At 69.9% G+C, this 17,597-nt stretch carries 18 protein-coding genes; 6 read left to right on the top strand and 12 right to left on the bottom strand.

The annotated features are described in order from the left end of the window. Positions 1-4 precede the first annotated feature (4 nt). From ABEG18_RS18980 to ABEG18_RS18960, 5 genes are all read right to left on the bottom strand, one after another. Positions 5-1,036: a YbhN family protein gene (locus tag ABEG18_RS18980; protein ID WP_406854608.1), complete on the bottom strand. Its 1,032-nt coding sequence runs from the start codon at positions 1,034-1,036 to the stop codon at positions 5-7. 187 nt (positions 1,037-1,223) lie between these two features. Further along, positions 1,224-2,333, bottom strand: a complete 1,110-nt coding sequence (locus ABEG18_RS18975) for a substrate-binding domain-containing protein (RefSeq protein WP_406858647.1) — start codon at positions 2,331-2,333, stop codon at positions 1,224-1,226. A 38-nt stretch (positions 2,334-2,371) separates the two neighbouring features. After that, entirely contained in the window at positions 2,372-3,430 is a 1,059-nt protein-coding gene (locus tag ABEG18_RS18970) for an ABC transporter permease (RefSeq protein WP_406854607.1), read from the bottom strand. Further along, positions 3,427-4,938, bottom strand: coding sequence for a sugar ABC transporter ATP-binding protein (locus tag ABEG18_RS18965; protein ID WP_406854606.1), 1,512 nt, complete (start codon positions 4,936-4,938; stop codon positions 3,427-3,429). The genes ABEG18_RS18970 and ABEG18_RS18965 overlap by 4 nt, the downstream gene beginning before the upstream one ends. 111 nt (positions 4,939-5,049) lie before the next feature. Then, positions 5,050-5,415: a DUF305 domain-containing protein gene (locus ABEG18_RS18960; protein ID WP_406854605.1), complete on the bottom strand. Its 366-nt coding sequence runs from the start codon at positions 5,413-5,415 to the stop codon at positions 5,050-5,052. A 69-nt stretch (positions 5,416-5,484) separates the two neighbouring features. On the opposite strand from ABEG18_RS18960, the gene ABEG18_RS18955 reads away from it, so the two are divergent. Beyond that, on the top strand, positions 5,485-6,102 hold the full coding sequence (locus tag ABEG18_RS18955) for a GNAT family N-acetyltransferase (protein ID WP_406854604.1): 618 nt from the start codon (positions 5,485-5,487) through the stop codon (positions 6,100-6,102). Positions 6,103-6,147: 45 nt separating this feature from the next. On the opposite strand, the gene fliJ is transcribed toward ABEG18_RS18955, so the two are convergent. Both fliJ and fliI read right to left on the bottom strand, forming a co-directional pair. Then, positions 6,148-6,567 (bottom strand): flagellar export protein FliJ, encoded by a 420-nt coding sequence (gene fliJ / locus ABEG18_RS18950; RefSeq protein WP_406854603.1) that lies wholly within the window; start codon positions 6,565-6,567, stop codon positions 6,148-6,150. 62 nt (positions 6,568-6,629) lie between these two features. Then, positions 6,630-7,967 carry a flagellar protein export ATPase FliI gene (fliI, locus tag ABEG18_RS18945; RefSeq protein WP_406854602.1) on the bottom strand — a complete coding sequence of 446 codons (1,338 nt, stop codon included), beginning with the start codon at positions 7,965-7,967 and terminating at the stop codon, positions 6,630-6,632. A gap of 364 nt (positions 7,968-8,331) precedes the next feature. On the opposite strand from fliI, the gene ctrA reads away from it, so the two are divergent. Continuing rightward, complete coding sequence (gene ctrA, locus ABEG18_RS18940; protein WP_406854601.1) at positions 8,332-9,033, top strand: response regulator transcription factor CtrA; 702 nt, start codon at positions 8,332-8,334, stop codon at positions 9,031-9,033. 78 nt (positions 9,034-9,111) lie between these two features. On the opposite strand, the gene ABEG18_RS18935 is transcribed toward ctrA, so the two are convergent. The 5 genes from ABEG18_RS18935 to ABEG18_RS18915 form a co-directional block, all read right to left on the bottom strand. Next, entirely contained in the window at positions 9,112-9,477 is a 366-nt protein-coding gene (locus tag ABEG18_RS18935; protein ID WP_406854600.1) for a response regulator, read from the bottom strand. Next, positions 9,474-10,001, bottom strand: a complete 528-nt coding sequence (locus tag ABEG18_RS18930; protein WP_406854599.1) for a chemotaxis protein CheW — start codon at positions 9,999-10,001, stop codon at positions 9,474-9,476. Before ABEG18_RS18930 ends, ABEG18_RS18935 begins: the two co-directional genes overlap by 4 nt. Then, complete coding sequence (locus ABEG18_RS18925) at positions 9,998-12,634, bottom strand: chemotaxis protein CheW (RefSeq protein ID WP_406854598.1); 2,637 nt, start codon at positions 12,632-12,634, stop codon at positions 9,998-10,000. Before ABEG18_RS18925 ends, ABEG18_RS18930 begins: the two co-directional genes overlap by 4 nt. 112 nt (positions 12,635-12,746) lie before the next feature. Continuing rightward, positions 12,747-13,394 (bottom strand): histidine phosphotransferase ChpT, encoded by a 648-nt coding sequence (gene chpT, locus ABEG18_RS18920; RefSeq protein WP_406854597.1) that lies wholly within the window; start codon positions 13,392-13,394, stop codon positions 12,747-12,749. Positions 13,395-13,511: 117 nt separating this feature from the next. After that, the gene (locus ABEG18_RS18915) at positions 13,512-13,994 is read right to left on the bottom strand and encodes a YHS domain-containing (seleno)protein (protein ID WP_406854596.1); all 483 of its coding nucleotides are present in this window, start codon (positions 13,992-13,994) and stop codon (positions 13,512-13,514) included. A gap of 133 nt (positions 13,995-14,127) precedes the next feature. Here ABEG18_RS18915 and ABEG18_RS18910 point away from each other — a divergent pair, with 133 nt between their 5' ends. The 4 genes from ABEG18_RS18910 to ABEG18_RS18895 all read left to right on the top strand — a co-directional run bounded on the left by ABEG18_RS18910 (position 14,128) and on the right by ABEG18_RS18895 (position 17,525). After that, positions 14,128-14,730, top strand: a complete 603-nt coding sequence (locus ABEG18_RS18910; RefSeq protein WP_406854595.1) for a DUF1134 domain-containing protein — start codon at positions 14,128-14,130, stop codon at positions 14,728-14,730. A 133-nt stretch (positions 14,731-14,863) separates the two neighbouring features. Next, complete coding sequence (locus ABEG18_RS18905) at positions 14,864-15,964, top strand: hypothetical protein (protein ID WP_406854594.1); 1,101 nt, start codon at positions 14,864-14,866, stop codon at positions 15,962-15,964. A 122-nt stretch (positions 15,965-16,086) separates the two neighbouring features. Further along, entirely contained in the window at positions 16,087-17,115 is a 1,029-nt protein-coding gene (locus ABEG18_RS18900) for a GlxA family transcriptional regulator (protein ID WP_406854593.1), read from the top strand. 38 nt (positions 17,116-17,153) lie between these two features. Then, positions 17,154-17,525: a GFA family protein gene (locus ABEG18_RS18895; RefSeq protein WP_406854592.1), complete on the top strand. Its 372-nt coding sequence runs from the start codon at positions 17,154-17,156 to the stop codon at positions 17,523-17,525. The last annotated feature ends 72 nt before the right edge of the window (positions 17,526-17,597 follow it).

Raw genomic sequence — 17,597 nt, 5'->3', positions numbered from 1 at the left:
GCCCTCAGACGGGGGGCCTGGGCTCCAGCGGCGTGGCCGCCCGGGCCAGCTGCGAGCGCTCGAACAGCAGCACCACCGGAAGCGCGAAGACGAGCGGCAGGATGAGGTAGAAGAGCCGCCAGACGAGCAGCGCGGCGAAGACCGACGGGGCCGGCACGGTGGGCATGATGGCCAGGAACACGGCCTCCATGACCCCTACGCCGCCCGGCACCTGCGACAGCAGGCCGGCCGAGAACGACATCAGGAACGCGCCGAGCACGATGAAGAAGCTCGGGCTTCCATCCGGCAGGGCGAAATAGATGATGCCTGCGGCGCCGATCAGCTCCAGCGGAGCGGCCGCGTACTGCCTGGCCACGATCGGCAGGCGCGGATAGACGATCTCCAGCTTGCCGAACGCGATCGGCTTGAAGTGCAGCCAGGAGCCGATGGTGTAGAGCAGGCAGAAGGCCAGCATGGCCACGCCGACCAGGCGGGCTGCGGTCTCGTTGACGGCGAACCAGGGCGACAGGCTCACCAGCGGCCGCAGGATATGCGGCTCGCCGACCAGCACGAGGCCCAGCAGCAGGATGGTGCCGAAGGCGAAGGTGAAGGAGCACAGCGCCACCAGCACGGCGACCTCGGCCGCCGAGAGGCCCTTGGCCGTATAGGCCCTGTAGCGGACCATGCCGCCCGAGAACACCGACGCCCCGATATTGTGCGACAGCGCGTAGGTCACGAAGGAGCAGGTCGCGATGTAGAACCAGGAGATGCCCTTCTGCCGCTTCAGGTGGATCAGGGCGATCCGGTCGTACCAGGCCAGCGCCGCGTAGGCGACCAGGGTCGACAGGGCGCACAGCAGATAGGCGTGGGGCGGTATGGCGACGATCTTGGCCGCGATGACGCCCGCGATCGTGCGGATGTTGTCCCACACGCCGCCCTGCTCCAGCAGGGCCCGGACGGCGGGATCGACCGCAGCTTCGGCTTTCAGCTTCTTGTAGAGAAGTTCGACCGACCAGACGACGGCGACCAGCCCGACGAGGGGCCAGATGAAATCCATGATGCGTTTCATGCCTGACGACCTGGTCGCCCCCCTGCAGGCCTCGATGGCGGCATGTCCTGCACGAAGCGGCTGACGCCCGCAAGCCCGATCGCAGGCGCGGCGAGCCGCGCGTCCGAGACGGTCGCCGAAACGCGCCGCCCGCGCGGCCGACGAGGGCCGCCGGGTCGGCGCGGGACGCGGTCGCTTACTTGCCCCAGATCTTGCGATAGGCGTCGCGGTAGCCGTTCTCGGGATCGAACGTGTTCTTCGGTCCCCCGTCGAACTCCACATTGGCCTTGGTGACGACGTGCAGCGGCGGGATGTAGCCGGACCACGGCTCGTTGGCGAAGGCGCGGTTGAGCTCGTCGACGAGTTGCCAGCCCTGCAGGTTCAGCGGCTCGGCCACGGTCACGGCCTGGTACTGGCCGGAGCGAATGCGCTGGTAGGCGCTTTCGGAGCCGTCGCCCGCCGCGACGGCCTTGGGCGCGCCGTCGCCCTTGACGCCGGCCGCCGCCAGCGAGGGCCCCATGAAGTCGAAATAGATGTCGTTGATGGCGAGCGCATGCGTCCACTTGGCGCCATAGCGCTGCAGCAGCGAGGTCGTCAGCTGCGGCATGCGGGTCGAGGTGTCGGCGATCGGGGTGTCGACATATTCGAGCACCGTGCCGCCGGCCTGCGTGATGACGTCGCGGATCTTGTTGGCCTTGGCGATCGCGATCGCGTAGGTCGAATCCGTGAAGATCACCACGCCGGGCTTGCCGCCGGCGTCCGCGAAGGCCCACAGGGCGGCGGCGCGCGAGACGTCCATGGCGTCGGTCGAGACGTTGACCCGGACGGGCGTGCCCGGCACCGGGCCGATCACGGGAGCGGCGTGCCAGGAGACGAGCGGGATCTTGGCCGCCCCGGCCGCCTCGATGCCGGCCTTCTGCTCGACGGCGTCGAAGCCGTTGATGACGATGCCGTCGGGCTTCAGCGCCAGGGCCTGGCCGAAGGCCGCGGTGCGGCCCGAGATGGAACCGGCGCCGTCCAGCACGCGCACCGTCCAGCCGATCGCCTTGGCGGCTTCGGCGACGCCGTTGGAGACGCCGAGCACGCCGCCGTTCTTCATGTCGGCGGCCAGGACCACGATGGTCTTGCCGGCGGCGGCTTTCGGGCCGGCGACGGGGCCGTCCCACTTGTTTGCGCGGCCCGCGAAGGTGGCCACGAAGGCGTTGGCGTCCGCGATGGCGTCGGCGCTGACCGGTCCCGCGGCGGCCAGGAGGCCGGCCCCCGCGATGCCGGCGATGAGGTGTCTGAGCATGGTTCTCTCCCTGATTGGCGCTTGTTTGTTTTGGCTGCGGTGAAGGCGGCGGGTCAGGACGGGGCGGGGGCCGGATCGGCCGGCGGCGGACGGCGGGCGGCCGCGCCCTTGCGGCGCTGCGCATAGCCGGCGATGCCGATGGCGACGAGCAGCGTCACCCCGTTGAAGAGCGGCTCGACCCAGAACGAGCCGCCGAATTGCTGGATGCCGGCGATGCCGACGGCCAGGACGGCCACGCCGACCAGGGTGCCCCAGACATTCACCCGGCCGGGCTTGATCGTCGTGGAGCCCAGGAAGGCGCCGACGAGGGCCGGCAGCAGATATTCGAGGCCGACGCTGGCCTGCCCGATCCGCAGCTTGGAGGCGAGCAGCACGCCGGCTGCGGCGGCGAGCGCGCCGGAGGTCACGAAGGCGGCCATCGTGAAGCGCCGCACCGGGATCCCGTTGAGGGCTGCGGCCTTGGGGTTGGCCCCGATGGCGTAGAGATAGCGGCCGATCGGCAGGTGCTCGAACACGAGCCACATCGCCAGCGCCAGCGCCAGGACGTAGAAGCCGGTGACCGGCAGGCCGAACAGGACCGCGCCGTTCAGCGCCAGGAAGCCGTCCGGCAGCGGGGCGACCACCTGCCGGCCGCCGGTGTGCCAGAGCGCCAGCGCATACAGGACCGTGCCGGCGCCCAGCGTGGCGATGAAGCTGTCGATGCGGGCGACCTCGACAAGCGCGCCGTTGACGGCGCCGACCAGCGCGCCCAGCGCCAGGACGATCACGACGGCCACCGGCCAGGGCAGGCCGAACTGGGTCTGCAGGGAGATCGCCAGGATGTGCCAGAGCACGATGCCGTAGCCGACCGTGAGGTCGATCTTGCCCGCCGCCATGGGGATCATGGCGGCCAGCGAGAGCAGCGCGATGATGGCCTTGTCGGAGATGATCGAGCGCAGGTTCAGCATGGTCGGGAAGGTCTCGGGCAGCAGCGCCGAGAACAGCAGGATCAGCGCCGCGGTGAGGATCGGCAGCCCGTAGACCGGCAGGAGCCGCAGCGCCCGGTCGCGGGGCGCAAGCCCGCGCATCTCGGCCGGCGTCGGCTCCAGGGCGTTGGATTCGATGGAGTTCATGCGGCCTCCGAGGCTGACGCGGCGGCGACGAGGGCGCGGGCGGTGAGCGCCGGACCGGAGAGGTCGCCCACGATGCGTCCCCGGTTGAACACGAGCGCGCGGTGGCACAGATGCGCCACCTCCTCGAAATCCGTCGAGACCACGGCGACCGCCAGGCCCCTCTCCAGCGCGCCGGCGATCAGCCGGTAGATCTCGGCCTTGGCGCCGACGTCGACGCCGGAGGTCGGGTCTTCGGCGATCAGGAGGCGACGGCCCGTGGCCAGCCATCGGCCGACCACGACCTTCTGCTGGTTGCCGCCCGACAGGCTCTCGATCGGCAGGGACGGATCGTTCGGGCGCAGTCCCACCGCGGCGCCGAGGCTGCGGGCGGCCTGCGCCTCGCGCCGGGGCGACAGGCGCGAGGCGAGGCTTCGCCCGGCCGCGGCGGGGTTGAGAAAGGCGTTCTCGCGGACGCTGAGGGAGGGAGCGATCGATTCCTCGGTGCGGTCGCGGGCGATCAGGCCCACCCCGGCCAGGAGCGCCGCGGCGGGCAAGGAGAGGTCGGGCGCCGCCCCGTCCAGCACGATCCGGCCGGCATGCGGGACGGCGCCGAACAGCGCCCTGCCGATCTCCTCCTGCCCGGCGCCGCGCAGGCCGACCAGGCCCAGGATCTCGCGGTCCCGCAGGTCGAAATCGACCGGGCCGGCGGACGCGGTGCGCAGCCCGCGCGCCGAGAGCCGCACCGATCCCGGCGCCGCTGGCGGGCGGACGAAGCCGTCGCCCAGGTCGCGCCCGACGATCATGCCGACCAGCGCCTCGGGGGTCGTGTCGGAGACCGCCTGCTCGCCGACGAGAAGCCCGTCCCGCAGCACGGCGACCCGGTCGGCGATGCGGAACACCTCGTCGAGCCGGTGCGAGACATAGATCATGCCCACTCCCGCCTCCTTCAGCCGCCGCATGGCGGCGAACAGGCGCTCCACCTCGTCGGCGGGCAGGCTGGCGGTGGGTTCGTCGAGAACGAGATAGTCGCACTCCACCACCAGCGCGCGGGCGATGGCGACGAGGGACTTCTCGGTCCGGCTCAGCGTATGGACCCGCGCGGTGGGATCGATGTCGCAGCCGACGAGCGCCAGGGCGCGGGCTGCGACGCGCGTGGTCTCGTCCCAATCGATGACGCCCAGCCGGCCCCAGACGGGGCGGGAGGCGTAGCCGCCGGCAAGGCCGACATTCTCGGCCACCGTCATCCATTCGAGAAGACCGAGATCCTGGTGGACGAATCCCACGGCCTGGCGCTCGCTGCGCCGGGGCGGGCGGTGGACATAGGGCTCGCCGTCGATCGCGATGCGCCCGGAATCGGCCTTGTGGACGCCGCCCAGGATCTTGATGAGGGTCGACTTGCCGGCGCCGTTCTCGCCCAGCAGGGCGAGCGCCTCGCCGCGCCGCGCGGACAGGCTGACGCCCTTCAGCGCCTGCGCGCCGCCGAACGCCTTGACGATGCGCTCGAAGCGCAACTCGCCCGCAACCCCCATCCCGCCTCGCCCCCTTTTCGGGAGACAGTGGGACAGATCGGCAGGCCTGTCACCAACAATTCATCAGAAATGAATTGCCTTTCCTCAACCCTCTCACGCGGCGCAAAGGCGCTACTTGCCGCGCTTGGCGAGCCAGTCCTTCATGACGGCGATCTCGGCTTCCTGGGCCTTGACGATCTCCTCCGCCATCTTGCGCAGCGCCGGGTCCTTCCCGTGCTCCAGCTCCACCTTGGCCATGTCGATCGCGCCCTGGTGGTGGGGGATCATGCCCCGCACGAAGTCCACGTCCGCGTCGCCGGTCAGCGGCGCTGTCATGTCCTTGTGCATCCTGTCCATCGCGGCCTTGTAGCCTGCGTCGGACGGCGACCGCGCCTGCGCCTTCGGGGCGGCCGCGCCATGGCCGGCGTGGCTCTGCTGCGCCCGCGCGGGCGCGCCGGCGGCCAGGACGAGAAGGACGGCGGCGGACACAATCTTCATCGGGGTCTCCTGACGGACGGGGCGCGAAGCCCTAGGCTAGGACCCGTCTATCTGGAATTGCGCGGATCCATGTCAAACGACGCCCCCCTTCGAGACGGCTATTCGGACGTTCCCGCGGGCAAGATCGCGGCCGTGGTGACCTATCTGGAGATGCGCGCGCCGCCCGCGCCCCGGGCGCCGCGGCCGGAGACGGCCGACCTCGCGCTGGAGCGTTTCGGGCCGGGCGAGGCGGCGCGCTACAAGCGCATCTACCGGGCGATCGGGGAGCGGTGGTTCTGGTTCTCGCGGCTGGGCGCGTCGGACGAGGAGGTCTCGGCCGTGCTGGCCGATCCCGGCGTCATGGCCTTCGCGGCGACGCAGGGCGGCCGCGACATCGGGCTCGTCGAGATCGACCTGCGCCAGGAGGGAGAGGCGGAGATCGTCTATTTCGGGCTGGTGGACGCTGCGACGGGGCAGGGGCTCGGCCGGCGGCTGATGGACCGCACGCTGGAGCTCGCCTGGGGCCAGGCGGTGCGCCGGGTCTGGCTGCACACCTGCACGCTGGACCATCCGGGCGCGATCGCCTTCTACAGGCGCTCGGGCTTCGCGCCCTACAGGCTCGCCGTGGAGGTGGCCGACGATCCGAGGATCGCCGGTCTTCTCGATCCCGACAGCTTTCCCGACATCCCGATCACCCGCGGGGCGTGACCGGGCTGCGGGTCGGGCCCGCCGGGATCGGGAAAGCTCGCCGGCTCAGGCGCGGGCGAAGCCCGCCCGCATGGCGAGGCCGATGCGGTCGAGGTCGGACTGCTCGCGCGCCGACTCGGCGGCGCGTTCGCGGGCCTGCTCGCGGTCGTCGAGGATCTCGAACTTCTTGAGCTCCTGGAAGGCCGCCTCCAACTCGGCGCGCGCGTCCTCCAGCTGGGTCTTCAGCTCGTCGGCGGACCGCTGGAGGTTCTCCTTGCGGGTCATGGCGGCGCGCGCATAGGTCGGATAGGCGAAGTGAGCCTTGTCGGAGATGCCCGACTTCTGCTCCTCGCTGGCGACCTCGCGTTCGAGCTCATGGACCATCCGCTCGAAGTCGGCGATCATCATCTCGATCTGCGCCACCCGCCGACGTTTCTCGTCGACCTGGAAGCGCTTCAGGCGCATGACGGTATCCCGCGATTTCATCCACTCTACTCACGCTGCGCAGCCGTTCGGGGCGGTTGCGAGTTGCACTGGCGATCCTGGCGTCATGCACCAGCCATGATCCCCGCGAGACGGAGATAACCTTCGCGCAACGAGGTTGCTTCTTCCTTACCTTGGCGGAGGAAATCGTCGAGGGCGGGATTCAGCGCGATGGCGCGGTCCACCTCCTCGGATGAACCCGCCCGGTAGGCGCCGAGCCGGATGAGCTCCTCCATGTCGGCGTAAGTCGCCATGTTCTGGCGCGCCGCCAGCACGACGGGCCAGAATTCGGGGTCGCAGGACCGCGGCATGGTCCGCGACACCGACTTCAGCACGTTGACGGCCGGGTAGCGGCCGCGCTCGGCGATGGCGCGCTCCATCACGATGTGGCCGTCCAGGATGCCGCGCACGGCGTCGGCCACGGGCTCGTTGTGGTCGTCGCCGTCCACCAGCACGGTGAAGAGGCCCGTGATGGCGCCCTCGCCGACGCCCGGGCCGGCGCGCTCCAGCAGCTTCGGCAGCTCGGTGAAGACGGTCGGGGTGTAGCCCTTGGTGGTCGGCGGCTCGCCGGCGGCAAGGCCGATCTCGCGCTGCGCCATGGCGAAGCGGGTGACGCTGTCGATCATGCACAGCACGTCCGCGCCTTCGTCGCGGAAATATTCGCAGATCGCCAGGGTCAGGTAGGCGGCCTGGCGGCGCATCAGCGCCGGCTCGTCGGAGGTCGCCACCACCACGATGGAGCGGGCGAGGCCGGCCTCGCCGAGGTCCTCCTGCAGGAATTCCTGCACCTCGCGTCCGCGCTCGCCGACCAGCCCGATGACGGCCACGTCCGAGCCCGCGTTGCGGGCCAGCATCGACAGCAGCACGGACTTGCCGACGCCGGAGCCGGCGAAGATGCCGATGCGCTGGCCGCGGCAGCAGGTCGTGAAGGTGTTCAGCACCCGCACCCCGAGGTCGAGCGGCTCGCCGACGCGCCGCCGCGCATGGGCGGGCGGCGGCTCCTCGCGCAGGCGCACGAGATCGGGGCCGGCGGGCAGGGGGCCCTTGCCGTCGATGGGCTCGCCCATGGCGTTGATCACGCGCCCGAGCCAGCCGCGCGACGGGCGCACACCCCCGGGAGCGGAGCGCACCACGGCCCGGCAGCCGCGCCGCAGCCCGTCGACGCCGCCGAACGGCATCACCAGCGCCCTGTCGCCCGAAAAGCCGACGACCTCGCAGGGCACGCTGCGGCCGGGCGCGACCTCGATGTCGAGCAGGCCGCCGACATGCATGGCCGAGAGCGGCCCCGCCACCTCGATCATGAGGCCGCGCACGCTGGCGACGCGGCCATAGATCGTCAGCTCGTCCAGGTTGGCGAGGTCTGCGCGCAGCGCATGCAGCCGGTCGTGATCATGAAGGCTCATGCCGTGTCCGTAACGATTCGTTTACCGGTCCCATTAAGAATGCACAGGCTGAACTCGTGTGTCGCACAGTTTCGGAGGCTGGGCTCCGAAGGGTGAGTCAGGTGAGTCGGTTAGGACAGAAGCTTAATCCGCTACATGAGATCCAACATTCGTCTTTTCTGCTGCACAAGCAACAATTTACCCCGATTCGTGAAGTTCGGGCGCAATGGTGCTTGCGGATCAGAATCAGGTTTTGTTAACCATTGCGGCGTAACGTTGGAAAACGAGATCATCAGGGCGCGCTTCGGGGCGCCTGAGAGCTTCAGCCGGGTCCCGCCGGTCGATGCTGCGGTTGCGGACCAAGGGACGAGCTTGGAGACCTGAAATGCGCATACTTCTCATCGAAGACGACAGCGCTACCGCCCAGAGCATCGAACTGATGCTCAAGTCCGAGAATTTCAACGTCTACACGACGGATCTCGGCGAGGAAGGCATCGACCTCGGGAAGCTGTACGATTACGACATCATCCTGCTGGACTTGAACCTCCCGGACATGTCCGGCTACGAGGTGCTGCGCAGCCTGCGCGTGGCCAAGGTCAAGACCCCGATCCTGATTCTCTCCGGCCTCGCCGGCATCGAGGACAAGGTGCGCGGCCTCGGTTTCGGCGCCGACGACTACCTGACCAAGCCGTTCCACAAGGACGAGCTCGTGGCGCGCATCCACGCCATCGTGCGGCGCTCCAAGGGCCACGCCCAATCGGTCATCACCACCGGCGACCTCATCGTCAACCTGGACCAGAAGACGGTCGAGGTGGCCAGCGCCCGCGTGCACCTGACCGGCAAGGAGTACCAGATGCTGGAACTCCTGAGCCTGCGCAAGGGCACGACGCTGACCAAGGAGATGTTCCTCAACCATCTCTATGGCGGCATGGACGAGCCGGAGCTGAAGATTATCGACGTGTTCATCTGCAAGCTCCGCAAGAAGCTGGCCAACGCCTCGCAGGGCAAGAACTACATCGAGACGGTCTGGGGCCGCGGCTACGTGCTGCGCGAGCCCAACGACGTCGAAGAGCGCATTCCGGCCTGACCGGGCGCTCCCTCCAGGGTTTCGTCGACCTGAAAGCCCCGCCGCACCCCGGCGGGGTTTCTCGTTGCGGCGCCTGCGTCAGGCGAGGCCGACCTGGGCGAGCTTCTCGACCACGAGGGCGCGGTCGAACGGCTTCATGAGCACGTCGTCTGCGCCGGAATGGATGGCGCGCGCCACCAGGGCGACGTCGTATTCGGTGTTCCACATCAGCGCCTTGGGGGCGCTTCCGCCGGCCGTGCGGCGCAGGGTCTTGAGGAACTCGTAGCCGTCCATCACCGGCATCACGGCGTCCACCAGCACGGCGTCGGGCATGTCGCGCTGGCACAGCGCCAGCGCCTGCTGGCCGTCCTCGGCCTCCTCGACGTGGAAATCCAGGCCCTCGAGGATCCGGCGGGCCACCTTGCGGATCACGGGCGAGTCGTCGACGACCAGGCACTTCATCATGGGTGAAAACCTTTTTGCATGGGAAACGCGGCCGTGCGGGACCCGTCCGACATCATCGCGGGGCCGAGGGCGGCGTGGATGTCGATGACCACGAGGAGGCCGTTGTCGAGCCAGTGAACGCCCTTGGCGATCGTCGACCAGCGCGGGTCGAGGTTCATCGGCGGAGGCTGCATCTCGGCCAGCGCCAGGCTCAGCACCTCGCCGACGCCGTCGACCGCCAGGCCGAACGAATCGCCGCCATATTCGACGCCCACCACCATGCGGCCGGCGCTCTGGCCGCCGTCCTCCAGCTTCAGCACGCGCCGCAGCGAGATCGCCGTCACGACGCGCCCGCGCAGGTTCAGGAGCCCGGCCACCTCGGGCGGGGCGAGCGGGACGGGGGTCATCTCGGTGGCGATGAACACGTCGTGCACGCACTCGATCGGCAGGCCGAACAATTGGCCGTCGACCAGCACGGTGACGTATTCGCGCATCTCGGGGTTGGTCTCGACATCCTCGAAACCGGTGCGGGGCATCAGGGTCATGCGGCTGCGGGCTCCTTGGCCTCGATCGCCTCGGCGATGGCTTCGAGCAGCCCGGCGCGGTCGAACTTGGCGACGACGTCGAACAGGCCCAGCGCCCGGGCCCGCTCGACGGCGGCCGGGTGCAGGCGCGAGGCGATTCCGATGACCGGCAGCTCCGCGGTGCGCCGGTCGGCCTGGAAGCCCTCGGCGAGATCGAAGCCGTTGCGGCCGCGCGATTCGATGTCGACCACGACCACCGCGAAGCTCTCGGCGCTGCGCTGCGCCACCGTGAGCGCGGCGTCGACCTCCGCCAGCGCCACCACGTCGTAGCCGGCCGCCTTCAGCACCGGGGCGAGCATGCCGCGGAAGAACGGCGCTCCGTCGACCAGCAGCACGCGGTTGGAGCGGGTGCTGGTCGTCGGGGCCGGGCTGTCGAACCAGTCCGGATAGGCCAGCGGCAGGAAGTGGGCGACGTCGATGATCTCGGTGGCGCGGCCGCGAATCACCGCCGAGCCGACGATGCCGGGGGCCTGGCCGGTCGCCTTGATGTCGAGATGGTCCTCGACGATGTCGACGATCTCGTCCACCGCGATGCCGGCCGTGCGGTCGCCCTCGGAGAACACCAGCACCGGCTGGATGCCGCTGGCGTGCATGGGCGCGCCCGGCACGGCCTGCACGATGGGGATCAGGTCGCCCCGATACTGGGCGACGGAGCGTCCGCCGACGGTCTCGATCTGCGAGACCTCGAACTCCTCCAGGCGGGTGACGGCGGCCAGCGGCACGGCCTTCAGCTCGCCCTCGCCGGCGCGGAAGATCAGGAAGGAGCTCTTGTCCTCCTGCACCCTGCGGCGCGGCGCCGATTCGTCGCGCTCGGAGCGGGTCGGCGCCGGCGTGTGGCCCATCCGCTGCACGATCCCGTTGGGATCGAGGATCAGGATCACGCGGCCGTCGCCCAGGATGGTGTTGCCGGAGAAGACGTTGATCGGCTTCAGCAGGTTGGAGATCGACTTCACGACGATCTCCTCGGTGTGGAACACCTTGTCGACGACGAGGCCGAAGGAGCGCTTGCCGAGCTTCAGGACGACGATGAAGCCGGCCTCCGGGTCGAGCTTCCGGTTGGGCGGGTCGATGCCCAGGATGGCGCCGAGCCGCACGACGGGCAGCAGCGTGTCGCGCAGGCGCAAGAGCCAGGTGCCGTTGATGGATTCCAGCCGGTGCTCGGAGGTGGAGCGCGGCTGCACCAGCTCCACCACGGCCACCTGCGGGATGGCGAAGCGCTGGCCAGCGGTCTCGATGATGAGCGCCGCCACGATGGCCAGCGTCAGCGGGATCTTCATCGTGAGGGTGGAGCCCTCGCCCGGCACCCAGCGCACGTCCACCGAGCCGCCGATCAGCTCGATGTTGGAGCGCACCACGTCCATGCCGACGCCGCGCCCGGACACGTGGGAGACGTTGTGCACGGTGGTGAAGCCCGGCTCGAAAATGAAGCGCGCGATGCGCTCGTCGCTGAGCCGCTCCAGTTCGGCCGGGGTCACGAGCCCGCGTTCGAGCGCCTTGGCGGCGATGCGCCCGACGTCGAGGCCGCGGCCGTCGTCCGCCACCTCGATCGTGATGGTGCCGCTCTCGTGGATGGCCGAGATCCGGATCGTGCCCCGGGGCGGCTTGCCGACCAGGCGGCGCTCCTCCGGGGTCTCCAGCCCGTGGTCGGCGGCGTTGCGGATGAGATGCGTGAAAGGGTCCTTGATAAGCTCGAGGACCTGGCGGTCGAGCTCCGTCTCGGCCCCGGTGAGGACCAGCTCGATGTCCTTGCCGAGCTCCGCGCACAGGTCGCGGACGAGGCGAGGCAGCTTTTGCCAGGCGGTGCTGATCGGCTGCATGCGGGTCTTCATGACCCGCTCCTGCAGCTCCGCGGTGACGCTCGACAGGCGCTGCAGAGGGGCCTTGTAGTCGCTGTTCTCGTCGTGGCGGGCCAGCTCCACCAGCTGGTTGCGGGTCAGCACCAGCTCCGACACCATCGTCATCAGCCCCTCGAGCGTGTCGAGGCCGACGCGGATGGACTGGGCCGTGGCGGGGCCGCCCTGGGCCACCCGGGGACCGGCCTGCTTGATGGCGCCGGGCGACCTCTGGCGCTGGATCGGCGCCTCCGCCTCGTCCCTGCGCTGCGGCGCGGCCGGGACGGGGGCGATCTCGCCGGCGTCGTCCAACTCGTCCAGGACGAGCGGAGCGGGGGCCGGCGCCGAAGGCGGGGATGGCGCGGGAGCGAACGCCGTCGGCGGGGCCGGCTCCTCGGCGCGGGCGGTCAGGCGTTCGATCAGGTCCGTATCGGCCCCTTCGGGCTCGGACTGGCTCTCCTCCAGGACGCGCAGGATCATCTTGATCCGGTCGATCGTGCCCAGGATGAGGGTCACCGCCTCCGTGGTGACGGGCGCGCCGTCGCGGAAGCGGCTGATGAGGGATTCGGCGGCGTGCGACAGCGCCTCCAGGCGCGGCAGGCCGAGGAAGCCGCAGGTGCCCTTGATGGTGTGCACCAGGCGGAAGATGTGCGCCAGCATGGTCGCGTTGTTCGGCTCACGCTCGAACTGCACGAGTTGGCGGTCGACGTTCTCGACCGTTTCCAGCGTCTCGGTCAGAAACTCGCGCAGAACGTCGTCCATGAGGCATCCCGACTGTGCGCCGCGTCGGGCGCCACCGGTCATTGATGCCCGTCAACCGTTGATGATCGGTTGAGGCTCAGCCGTCTTGTGCTGGAAAGCGCGAAAAGAACGGTCAGGCGGCCTGCTGGGTGGCCGAGATCGTCACCAGGTCGCCGTCGATCGTCAGCGCCACGTCCATGCCGGCCGCGCGGGCGATGAGGCCGGTGTAGAAGGGCTGGATGCCGTGGGCGTCGACGGTCCCGCTCTCCGGCGCTCCGGCCAGCAGCCCCGGCACGGAGTGGGGGATGCGGGCGTTGATGCCCTTGGCGGCGACCACGAAGGTTCCCTTGTCGCCGTCCACCGTCATGGTGACGTCGATGACGCCGCCGCGCGGCACCGCCGTGGTGGCGATGACCAGGAGGTTGAGGAGCAGCTTCACCTGGTTCTTGGGGAGCAGGACGCGGGGCGCGTTCCAGGTCAGGGTCGTGCGGTCGTCCTGGATGAAGCCGCGGGCCACCTGCTCGGCGTCGCCGGTGTCGATCGCCGCGCCGGCCGAGCCGGCGGCCCCGAAGGCGAGGCGGGCGAATTGCAGCCGGGCGGAGGCCTGGCGGGCGCTCTTCTTGATGAGGTCCTGCGCGAAGCCGCGCATCGACTCGTCCTTCTCGTCCTCGAGCACCTCGAGCCCGTTCACGATGGCGCCGACAGGGCTGATGACGTCGTGGCAGACCCGGCTGCACAGCAGCGCCGCAAGGTCGAGTGCATCGAGAGTGATGGCCGTCATGACAAGTCTCCGCCGTCCCCAGCCGAATCGGCGGAAGCCGCAGACTAGGCGAATACACCGGGAACGCCGATCACGGAAGGCGGACGAAAGCCGGAGCCCCGACGCCGAGCCGGCCGTTCAGGGGCCGATCTCCTTCAACACCTGCGGCCAGGCCTTGTCCGCAGCCGCGGCGCCGCCCTCCTGGGCGAAGCGAACGCGGGCCTCCTCGGAGCGGAACAGGAACAGCCTGTCGTCCTCGACCTTGTAGACGGTAGGGTCGGACGCGACCGCAAAGCCCCTGGCGACGCTGTCGGCGTCGTAGCCCCCATAGGCGGGCGCGAAGGTCTCGGGCGAGCGCAGGAACTCCTCGCGGTTGGCCTGCGAGGCGAAGCGCCAGGTCGCGCCGCCCCAGTCCAGCTCGAAGGCCTGGGCGCCGGGCCGCGCCGCCCCGTCGACGAAATAGGCCACCGGGTCGTAGCCATAGAGCGCGATGCCCGACAGCGGGTCCGCGAGCACGCGCTGGGTGGTCAGGCGGTATTCGGCGGCGCGCGCCGGAGCGGCCCAGCCGACGGCCAACGCCAAGACCAAGATGGCGGCGCGAAAGGGCCTTGTCTGCGTCATACTTCGCCGGGACTGTATCATCGTTTTGATTCGGTCACTCTGCGGCCGCCCGGCCGCATAGCACGACGACGCTTGCGGTTGCGTTGACGGCGTTCAGGCTGCGGCGCCCAGCCGCGCGCGGCGGGAGGTTTTCATGATCATCAGCATGCGCCGCATGGCGCGCGCCCTCGCTTTCGCGCTGGCCGCCCTGGCCCTGGCCGGGACCGTCGCCGGGACCGCGGCCGCCCAGGCCCGCCGCACGGCCGCCCAGCCGGAGGCCTATTCGCCGGACGAGCTCGTCAATTCCGGGCATCGCTTCTTCGGCAACATCACCCGCGGCCTGGCGCTCACCATCGAGGAGGCGACGCGCCGCTGGGGCCAGCCGAACGGCTACATTCTCGGCCAGGAGGGCGGCGCCGCCTTCGTGGGCGGCCTGCGCTACGGGGAAGGCGTGCTCTACACCCGCAACGCGGGCGACCGCAGGGTGTTCTGGCAGGGGCCGTCCTTCGGCTTCGACTTCGGCGGCCAGGGCGCCCGGACCATGATGCTCGTCTACAACATGCCGGCCACCGACGCGATCTTCCAGCGCTTCGGCGGCTTGGACGGCTCGGCCTATGTGGTCGGCGGCTTCGGCATGACGGCGCTGGTGGCCGACCAGATGGTGGTGGTCCCGATCAGTTCGGGCGTGGGCGCCCGGCTCGGCGTCAATGTGGGTTATCTGAAGTTCACGCCCGCTTCGACGTGGAACCCCTTCTGAACCCTGCCGTTCTGCACCGGGACGGTTGCGGACCGGGTGTTCGGTTGCGGAATGATGATGGAATCCGGCTTGGAAGGGAGCGCGCCGTCATGCGATGCTCCTGCACCGAGTTTGAGTGAGGGGGCCCTCGGCGGTGATCGAAACGATCATGGTGTTCGCCCTGGGCTTCCTGTCGGCGGCCCTGCTTGCATTGCTTGTCCTTCCCGCGCTGTCGCGGAGGGCTGAACGTCTGGCGCGGCGACGCGTCGAGGCGCGCCTTCCGCTGTCCATGGCGGAGATCGCCGCCGAGCGCGACCATCTGCGCGCCGAGATCGCCGTGGAGGCGCGCCGGATCGAGCTGAAAAGCGAGGCCGCCGCCCTGGCGAGGGCCGACGACATGGCCGAACTCGGACGCCGCGCGGTGCTGATCGCCGACCTTCAGGCCGACGTGGTGAGCCGCTCCAACGCCATCGCGGGGCTCGAGCGCGACCTCGGCGCCGCCCGCCAGGCCATCGATGCGATGTCGGGCGCGCTGGATCGCACCGGCGCGGACCTGACGCTGGCGAGCGAGGAGCTGCTCGTGCGCCGCGCCGACCTCGCGACCCTGCAGGGCGAACACGGCCGCCTGCAGGAGACCGCCGAGGAGCGCCGGCTGGTCATCTCGACGCTCGAGACCTCGATCGAGAGCCTGCGGGCCCGAATCTCCGAGCTGGAGCGCACCCTCTCCCACGCCCAGAGCGCCATCGCGGCGAAGGACGATCGGCTCGACCAGCTCGACCAGGCCCGGGCCGGGCTGGAGGCGCAGCTGGCCGCCCTCGCGCAGGAGAAGGGCGACGCGGACGCGCGCCTGGAGGCTCTGCAGGCGCAGCACGCCCGCACGGCCGAGGACCTGGCGGCGCTGCGGACCGAGCACGCCGCCGCCCGCGACGCGCTGATGAGCGCGACCGACCGGGCCGAGGCCGAGCGGCGGGCGGAGGATGAACGGCAGAAGGCCAAGGCCGAGGACCTCTCCAACGCCGTGGAGCGCCTGCGGGCCGAGAAGGCCGCGGCCGACGGCGCGCTGGAGCGGACCCGCAACGAGCGCCGCGCCTTGCAGCGCGAGCTGGAGGCTTTGCGCAAGGTGGAGCCGTCGTCCGGGACGGCGGCCGAGGACGAGTCCCGGCTTTCGGCGGCGGATCCCTCCCGGCCCGAGCGCCGGCGCGCGCGCCTCACGGCTGTCGGATCCGAGCCAGCCAAGCCGGCGGCCTCGGGCTGAAGCGAGCCTCCCCAGACCCTCTCCCTGTTCCCCAGGCGACATATGATGTCGCCAAGCGAACGGCTTCGTGATCCAATCGGGCCGAAGCTGAATGCGTGATGTCGCTGAGGGGAAACGTCACGATGTTCCGGACTCCAACTCTGTCGCCTGGCGGCGAGACGCCCGCACCAGCCCCGTCCGGCGTCGCGCCGGCCGGGACGCAGGAGAGCGTGCACACCTTCGGGTTCCTGATGGTGCCCGACTTCTCGATGATCGCATTTACGTCCGCCATCGAGCCCCTGCGGCTGGCGAACCGCTGCTCCGGACGCATGCTGTATGGCTGGCGCATCTTCTCGCCGGACGGCAAGCCGGTGACGGCCTCCAACGGGATCAGCGTCGCGGTCGACGGCAGCTATGCGGATGTGGGCCCGATGCCGGCCGTCGTGGTCTGTTCCGGAATCGACGTCCACCGGTTCGACCATCGCGAACTGATCGCCAAGCTGAGGACGCTGGCCTTCTACGGCGTCCAGATCGGGGCGGTCTGCACCGGCACGCATGTGCTCGCCAAAGCGGGGCTCCTGGGCGGCCGCAGATGCACCATTCACTGGGAGAACAACGACAGCTTCCGGGAGGAGTTCTCGGACCTGGAGGTCACCCAGGAGCTGTTCGAGATCGACCGCAACCGCTTCACCTGCGCGGGCGGGACCGCCGCCATCGACATGATGCTGTCGATGATCGCCAAGCAGAAGGGCGCGGACATCGCCGCGCAGGTCACCGACCAGCTCATCCACCACCGGCAGCGCGACGCGCATGAGCGCCAGCGCATGGAGCTGAGGGCCCGCCTGGGCGTCGCCCATCCCAAGCTGCTGGCCGTGGTGTCGGAGATGGAGAAGAGCCTGGAGACGCCGCTCTCCTGCTCCGAGCTGGCCGACGAGGTGGGGCTGTCCACCCGCCAGCTTGAGCGGCTGTTCCGCAAATATATCGGCGAGGCGCCGACGAAATATTATCTCAGCCTGCGGCTCAACCGGGCCCGGTTCCTGCTGCGCCAGACCTCGATGCCGATCCTGACCATCGGGCTCGCCTGCGGGTTCGTCTCCGCGTCGCATTTCTCCAAATGCTACAGCGAGCATTTCGGCCGCACTCCCTCGCATGAGCGGCGGGGCCTGCAGTGACGTCGGCGCGGGCGACGGGCTCGTGCCTGTGTGGAGGCGTGAGCTTCACCATCGAAGGGCCGCTCAGGGACGTCGTCGTGTGCCATTGCGGCCAGTGCCGCAAGACGACCGGCAGCCGGGTGGAGGCCACCAAGGCGCTCACGGAGCATATCCGCTTCACCTCCGACGCGACGCTGACCTGGTACGGATCCTCGGCGGAGGCGGCTCGCGGGTTCTGCAGCCGCTGCGGCGGCAACCTGTTCTGGCGGCGCACGGGCGCCGATGCGACCAGCATCATGGCGGGCGCGCTCGATCCACCGACAGGCCTGAAGGTGACCCGCCACATCTATTGCGACGACCGGTCGGACTATGACGAGATCACGGACGGCAAGCCCTGCTATGGCGGCGCCTCGCCCGAGGGCCTCGACTGAGCCTTCGGGCCGGCGGCGCTGACGCATTCTGGCCAGAACAGGACGGATCGGCTCGCGGGCGGATCGCGGGCC

This window comes from Alsobacter sp. KACC 23698 (assembly GCF_045348435.1).
Classification (GTDB): domain Bacteria; phylum Pseudomonadota; class Alphaproteobacteria; order Rhizobiales; family Beijerinckiaceae; genus Alsobacter.
Note: the sequence above shows the minus strand (reverse complement) of the source record. Positions and strands in the feature narration are given on the sequence as shown.

Coding starts and splice junctions, on each gene's coding strand:
- ABEG18_RS18930 (WP_406854599.1), bottom strand. CDS start 10,001: ATGACCCTGATGCCCCGCACCGGTTTCGAGGATGTCGAGACCAACCCC.
- ctrA (WP_406854601.1), top strand. CDS start 8,332: ATGCGCATACTTCTCATCGAAGACGACAGCGCTACCGCCCAGAGCATC.
- ABEG18_RS18915 (WP_406854596.1), bottom strand. CDS start 13,994: ATGACGCAGACAAGGCCCTTTCGCGCCGCCATCTTGGTCTTGGCGTTG.
- ABEG18_RS18910 (WP_406854595.1), top strand. CDS start 14,128: ATGATCATCAGCATGCGCCGCATGGCGCGCGCCCTCGCTTTCGCGCTG.
- fliJ (WP_406854603.1), bottom strand. CDS start 6,567: ATGAAATCGCGGGATACCGTCATGCGCCTGAAGCGCTTCCAGGTCGAC.
- ABEG18_RS18970 (WP_406854607.1), bottom strand. CDS start 3,430: ATGAACTCCATCGAATCCAACGCCCTGGAGCCGACGCCGGCCGAGATG.
- ABEG18_RS18955 (WP_406854604.1), top strand. CDS start 5,485: ATGTCAAACGACGCCCCCCTTCGAGACGGCTATTCGGACGTTCCCGCG.
- fliI (WP_406854602.1), bottom strand. CDS start 7,967: ATGAGCCTTCATGATCACGACCGGCTGCATGCGCTGCGCGCAGACCTC.
- ABEG18_RS18900 (WP_406854593.1), top strand. CDS start 16,087: ATGTTCCGGACTCCAACTCTGTCGCCTGGCGGCGAGACGCCCGCACCA.
- ABEG18_RS18965 (WP_406854606.1), bottom strand. CDS start 4,938: ATGGGGGTTGCGGGCGAGTTGCGCTTCGAGCGCATCGTCAAGGCGTTC.
- ABEG18_RS18980 (WP_406854608.1), bottom strand. CDS start 1,036: ATGGATTTCATCTGGCCCCTCGTCGGGCTGGTCGCCGTCGTCTGGTCG.
- ABEG18_RS18960 (WP_406854605.1), bottom strand. CDS start 5,415: ATGAAGATTGTGTCCGCCGCCGTCCTTCTCGTCCTGGCCGCCGGCGCG.
- ABEG18_RS18925 (WP_406854598.1), bottom strand. CDS start 12,634: ATGGACGACGTTCTGCGCGAGTTTCTGACCGAGACGCTGGAAACGGTC.
- chpT (WP_406854597.1), bottom strand. CDS start 13,394: ATGACGGCCATCACTCTCGATGCACTCGACCTTGCGGCGCTGCTGTGC.
- ABEG18_RS18935 (WP_406854600.1), bottom strand. CDS start 9,477: ATGATGAAGTGCCTGGTCGTCGACGACTCGCCCGTGATCCGCAAGGTG.